The sequence below is a fragment of the Methylotenera sp. genome (assembly GCF_030653755.1).
In the GTDB taxonomy this organism is placed as follows: domain Bacteria; phylum Pseudomonadota; class Gammaproteobacteria; order Burkholderiales; family Methylophilaceae; genus Methylotenera.
Window position 1 is genome coordinate 114,977 of record NZ_JAURYU010000024.1, and the last position, 6,525, is coordinate 121,501.

The 6,525-nt window shown below is 42.6% G+C and carries 4 protein-coding genes and 1 pseudogene; 1 reads left to right on the forward strand and 4 read right to left on the reverse strand.

What is annotated here, in order from left to right; genetic code table 11:
* Positions 1-52 precede the first annotated feature (52 nt).
* Positions 53-1,333, forward strand: coding sequence for a murein transglycosylase A (locus tag Q7U33_RS04725; protein ID WP_304858439.1), 1,281 nt, complete (start codon positions 53-55; stop codon positions 1,331-1,333).
* Between the two features lie 86 nt (positions 1,334-1,419).
* On the opposite strand, the gene pqqA is transcribed toward Q7U33_RS04725, so the two are convergent.
* The 4 genes and pseudogenes from pqqA to Q7U33_RS04745 form a co-directional block, all read right to left on the reverse strand.
* Entirely contained in the window at positions 1,420-1,491 is a 72-nt protein-coding gene (gene pqqA, locus Q7U33_RS04730) for a pyrroloquinoline quinone precursor peptide PqqA (protein ID WP_012777389.1), read from the reverse strand.
* A gap of 159 nt (positions 1,492-1,650) precedes the next feature.
* Positions 1,651-3,909, reverse strand: coding sequence for a lipopolysaccharide kinase InaA family protein (locus Q7U33_RS04735; RefSeq protein WP_304858440.1), 2,259 nt, complete (start codon positions 3,907-3,909; stop codon positions 1,651-1,653).
* Between the two features lie 6 nt (positions 3,910-3,915).
* On the reverse strand, positions 3,916-5,880 hold the full coding sequence (locus Q7U33_RS04740) for an LTA synthase family protein (protein ID WP_304858441.1): 1,965 nt from the start codon (positions 5,878-5,880) through the stop codon (positions 3,916-3,918).
* A gap of 74 nt (positions 5,881-5,954) precedes the next feature.
* Positions 5,955-6,525: pseudogene (locus Q7U33_RS04745) on the reverse strand (MFS transporter); the annotation flags it as partial.

The following is a 6,525-nucleotide window of genomic DNA, read 5'->3' on the forward strand; positions in this document are numbered from 1 at the left end:
GTAATTCCATCCTTTTGTCAGCAAATACTCCATACAAGACTTGTTATTAAATATGAAAAAAACTGTGCACCATACTTTGCTTGTACTATTCACATTGCTGGTGATGGCATGTACAAACAAAGGCCTTAAGCCTGTCGCCATCCCTGCACCACCGCAAACAAAATGTGACTGTCTTACGGTGGATGCGCCAGTGCAAGTGCCAGCCAGTAGCAAACCTGCTGAGGTCACCGCTGAGCAGCAAAAGCAGCTGGCTAAGTTGGCTGATTATAGTTTGCTACAAACCGCAGACTGGAACGACATTGATGGGCTGCAAGTGGATAACTTGAGTTTGGCTTGGCCTGCATGGATGCAAAGTTGCTCAACATTAATTAATAAACCAGTGTGGAAAAGTGCTTGCACTGCTGCACAAAAATTAAATAATGAGGCTGCAAACAAGCCGCAAACACAGGCCGTACTTAATTACTTTCAAGAGCATTTCTCAGTGTATAAAGCGAGTAATCTTGACGGTTCTGAGCAAGGCATGATTACAGGTTACTACCAACCGTTGTTGAAAGGTAGTCGCACTAAATCAGCTAAGTATCCTAATCCACTCTATGCCGCACCTGATGACTTGATTACCGTGGAGCTCGACAGTTTATTCCCAGAGCTGAAATATAAGCGCGTGCGTGGTCGCTTAGTGGGCAATAAGTTAGTGCCCTATTACAACCGTGCAGAGATTGAAACAGAGGCTTCGCCAGTAAAAGGGCGCGAGTTTGTATATATCGATGACATTATTGATGTGTTTTTCTTACAGATTCAGGGTTCAGGATTAGTGCAGTTAGATACTGGTGAGCAAATGCATGTAGGCTATGCTGATCAAAATGGACATACCTATCATTCGATCGGTCGTTTGTTGATTGAGCGTGGCGAATTGACACTGGCACAGGCCTCTATGCAGGGTATTAAGAACTGGGCGCGTAATAATTTAGATAAGTTGCGCGAGTTATTGAACCAGAATCCAAGTTATGTATTCTTTAGAGAGCTTCCAGCTGGCTTGCCTGGGCCGCTAGGTGCATTGGGTGTACCCATTCTAGCAGAGCGCAGTGTGGCGATTGATCCTAAGTTTGTGCCATTAGGTGCGCCTGTGTTTTTATCAACAACAGAGCCAAATACCAGCAAACCTTTGAAACGTTTAATGATGGCTCAAGATACTGGCGGTGCAATTAAAGGCGGTGTTCGTGCAGATTTCTTTTGGGGGACTGGTGCTGGTGCAGGAGCAAAAGCAGGTGCCATGAAACAAACAGGTAAGATTTGGGTGTTTTTACCAAAGGAGTTTGTGATTAAACCTCAATAAACAAAGTGTTCTATCAACAAAGTGCTCCATCATTTGGGCAAATAAAAAGGGTGCTGATAGCACCCTTTTTATTTATACGTAAGATATTACTTGTTCATTACGTACATTGTAACTTCAAAACCGAAACGCATTTCAGTAGCAGCTGGTGTTGTCCACATAGTAATTCTCCTTTTATATAAATTCGTACCGCATTTGCTTAATTACAATTGCATTACGTGATTAAGATATTACGGCTAGCCTGACTTTGTCGCATGACTTAGTTCATTAAAGCAGACTAGTGAAAATCATGAGAAGTACATGAGTTTGACGGCTGGGCTTTACTTTTTAAATTTCTGTATTAATTTTTTAATGCCTTTGCGTCCAAATTTTCTTTTAAATGCGACTTTAAAGTCATATAAGTAAAATGAAAATTTAATGCTTGGGTTCAGTTTCTTGCCAATATTGGCAAGATATAAACCCATGAAGCGCTCACGTCCTGCCCAGTGAAGCTTATTACACATTCTGGCTAAGTCTGACACACGTTGGTTCATCGGAGTTGGGTGGGTATAAAACCGCGCACGTGCGGTATCAATCAGCGAGAATGACAGTTGATTGTTGTCTAGTAGTTGTACTAATACATTGCCACCTGATAAGTCTCTGAAGAAAGCGCCTGTTTGATGCATGCGATGTAAGTATTGTGCTAGTTGTTGGTAAACTTCCTCTGCGCGGACAGAGCTGTTCTTCTTTGCAAAATGAAACTCTTTATTCCCTTTTGCAAAGTGCACAAACATTTCGCCTACTGAGCAGTCTGCTTTGACGTAGTCGCAAATATAGAAATTCTGTTTGAGTGTTTTGTCACCTTGCTGCTCGAAAAAAGCGACTGGATGCGCAGTGCTGATGCCTCGTCTTAATAACTCAACGGCCCCATTCCAGCTGCGCTTGGCTTTACTAGGCTTGAACCTATCTAACAGTGCCTTATGCGGATACATTTTAACTGGCTGTTTGACGGTGACTTGTGCTTGCGCGTTGCGTGGGTCAGGTAACGCCCATATTGCATTGCGTGCGTGACGTAATGCATCAACCTTTTGTGGGCTAATCAGTTTGCTGGGGTGTAACTGCTCACCAATCAGCAAAGCCTCTTCGGCATTACGTGCCAATATCATGCCAAACCAATTATTTTGGCGGAATGGATAGTATTGCAGTGCTTGAATATGTGCGTGTATTGCTAAGTCTTTAGCCAGTGCGGCGGTGTCTTTTATTTGCACTGGCTGATCTTTTGGCCAGCGCATATAGATAGGCGATTCGGATACGATATTGATTTGAGCGTTCAATAAATGACCGTCACGGTGAATGGTAGTCGCGGTGTTGATATCACTGATGTCGTAAATATCTTGCAGTAAAGCTACTTTGCCATTAATCGTCCATAGTGCATGTATATCGTGTTCATTAGTCTGAAAGTGATGAATTTCCAATCCATTTGCACTCGATATTGCTTTGATATATTCAGCACCTTGAATCATCATTGCTACGGTTTTAATCGCATTAAAACTGGCGTGGCGCCAGAAATTACTTTGCTTACCATCTACGCTAGCATAGTGGGTAACACGTTCTAGTGCAGGATATTCTGCATCAACTAACCCATCATCAATTAAGCCTTCACGGTGGCAGATAAACGCCCCCCAAAATGCTTGATCTAGCGCACCAGAGGCTGCGTTGAGTAGCATGTAGCGTGCCGCATAATCGGCTTGTTTCTGTTCGCCATTAGGCAGTAGGCGCTGAATGCGGTAGATTGCCCAAAATGCCACGGGAGAAATAAAGCGCTTGATGCCAAAGTCCTGACCAATTTTTTTGAGTAGGCGTGCTTTTTTAATCAGATTAAACTTTAATGCTGTTGCCCAGCGGTATTTTAATATACGGTGGTCAAAGCGCTCTGGTTCTGACACGCGCTCAGAGAATAGATTGTTGCTGTGGGTATCTGGTAACTGCTGCTTGGCTTTAAGCAGACTTAAGATGCCGATGTTATATATAGGCTCAAAGTCCGTTACGTTTGGGCCAGCCAGTTCGATACCATGTTGTTTGATGGTCGTGTAAGCAATATCCCAAGCGGCAAGAAAGCCATCAACTGTATAGCCTGCCCAACGTTTTCTATTGATGGTGTTGCCGATTTCTACACGAGAGATATGGCGTCCAAAACGGTTGAGCACGTCATTTAAGAAGCTTTGCCAAGTTTCCTGTTCTGTCTTGCTTTCCATGTTTTTTGCATGGCTAAATGGCTGTATCAGGTGCAAAGTGACATGAAACCCATCATTAATTAAGCGTTTCAGGAAGCGTGCGTTAAAGCTTTCTAAATCACCATAGGTGAAGTCTAAACGGACTTGGTTAATGCCTAATGCGCGCAACTCGGCAATCACATAATCATCCATCGCTGGGTCAGTTGATGATGCAACACAAACACCAATAAAATTAGCTGGAACCGTATGGTGTTCTGCTGGTAAGTAAGCATTTTTTAGTCTAAATTTGCCAGTTAGAATGTAAGCAAGCCCTTTTCTAATAATAGGCCATGTGAGCATGCTGCGTTGTTTAATTGGATTATTCATTCAGATTTACGGTAAACGGTAACGCTGTTCGTTGTAGAGAAGGTCTGGCAGTAACACATTTGCCAAGGCGCGATCCTCAAGTAATTTAGCATTAGCTGGTGAGGGTGTTTCAATGAGGTCTTTAATTTTACTGTCATATAGACCGTGTGCAGGTGCTTTGCCAGAACGTAAGACCACCACTTGCTTACCTAGTTTGCTTTCTTCCATCCAGCCATAATTTTCATTATATTGCATCATGGCACGGCCTGGGCTATCAGGTGGAATGTTAGATAAATCACGCCCTGTCATTGGGTGCTGACCTTGCACGCCCATGAGTGAAAGCATGGTCACTGGTAAGTCTAGTTGGCTGGCAAGCCCAGTATAGCGTTGTGGTTTAATGTCTGCACCTAGAATGAGCGCTGGAATATGAAAGCGTTCTATTGGTACTAAATCAGCGCCGCGTACTCGAATATCATGATCGGCAACAATTAGGAAAACAGTATCTTGCCAATACGGACTATTTTGTGCTTTTTTAAAGAACTCGCCTATAGCGTAGTCTGCATATTTCACTGCATTGTTATCTGTATTTTTTGGCTGCTCGTACAACTCAATGCGGCCATCGGGAAACTCGAACGGTGAATGGTTTGATGACGAGAATGCTAGCGTGAAAAATGGTTTGCCCGCTTTGTGGTGTGCTAATAGTTGCTCATGGGTCTTGTTGAGTAAGTCTTCGTCTGACACGCCCCAGCTACTGGTGAGCACTGGGTTTTTATAATCTTTTTGATCAACAATATAGTTAAAGCCGTTACCCATGAAGAAGCTGCGCATATTGTCAAAATGCGATTCTCCACCATAAATAAACTCAGTGTGATAGCCTTGTTTTTCTAATAATGCAGCAATGCTGAAAAAGTTTTTTTGTGATTTTGACAGCTTCACTGTACTGTCTGCGGGTGTTGGCTGAAAGCCTGTGACTACAGCCTCAATGCCACGCACAGAACGGGTGCCAGTTGCGTATAACTGCTCAAACCAGATGCCTTGTTCTTTTAACTTCTCTAAGTTGGGTGTGACAGGAACACCACCTAAAGACTCTACAAAGGTAGCGCCTAAGCTTTCTTGCAGAATAATCACCAGATTGAGTGGTTTTTCACGTTTATTGCTGGGGTTAAGCGTGGTGAGTGTGGGGAGGCCTGCTTCTTTGGCGCCCGTGATTTTAAAAATCTCTTCACGTGGCATTTTGCCGTAAATGTCGCTGGATTTTGTTTCCTTCATGAGGTTGTAAGTCGCATATACCACTGAATAACCAGAATTAAGAACAAGGCTATTCACCATGCTATCCGCTGTGATAGCAAATAATGCAGGGTTTGCAGGTCGATGGCCCAAGGACGAGCGGATGCCAAATGCAGTTAATATAAAAATGAGTGGCCATACTAACCATAATTTTTTATTAGACCAGTTTGATTGTATGCTTAGCCAAGGGCGCATAAAACTGTGCACGAACCAACTTGCTAATACGACAGCCCCTAACACTGAAAATATTTCAATCTTAAACCCACGCCATAACATGCTGAATACTTCGTCTGGATATTGAAGGTATTCAACAAAAATTCGGTTTGGCCGCACGTCATACTCCCCAATAAACCCAGGGGTCGCCGCTTCTAGAAACACTAGTAAAACCAGTGCAATCGTTACCCATACATAGGAGAATCTTTGCCAAATTTTAAATAGACGTCGGGTGGCTAAAATCGGTGCGAGTAATAATGGAATTAAAGTGATTAAGCAAAGCTGAATCACATCCACGCGGATGCCTTGCACCAAAATCTCTATTAATTTCCCTGTGCTGGTCACGCGATCAAACTTCCATAAGACCAAGCCTAGACGTGCAGCAGATAATATTGCTAAGCCTAGTATTAACATGGCGATAAATGGCGCAAACGGACCTAATTTGGAGGAAAGCTTCCAGATAGAGAGATGCAGTTTTCTGATTAAGGACATGTACGCGTAGTGATGAAAAATAGTTTTGCTATTATAAGGTTAAAGATATTTTTATGCCTGTTGTTTAGGGGTGTTTATGGATTAGGCTTTAACCAAGCAATAAAAGACCGCAAGTAAGCTGGCTGACGTATGCACAAGTAAGCCATGACTATTACGTTCAGCAGTGCTGTGACTAAGAATAGTTCTGGAATGTTCAAGCCCATATTGAAAACATACACAGAAAATAGTGCAGAAATGACCATAAACAAGGCATTTAGAATATTGTTGGCTGCAATTACACGAGATTGATGGCTTTTTTCAGCGCGCGTTTGGATAAATGCATATAACGGCACAATGTATAAGCCGCCAAAAATACCGATGAATGCGATGTCTGCAAGTAAGCGCCAGTGACTAAGGATTAAGTGCCCTTCTGCATCATATTGTTTTGCAATAAATGCCGCGTAATCAAAAAATGCTTTATTACTTAAGCTTTCATAGATGTTTGCACTTGCATCATATAAATCTACGCCGAATATGGTTAAACCAGATGCACCAAACAATACCAGTCCAAGTTCTACTTTTCCTTTAGATAGCTTTTCACACATGAGCGAGCCTATACCAATACCCAATGAGAAAATAGAAAGTAATAAAATGAATACGCTTTCA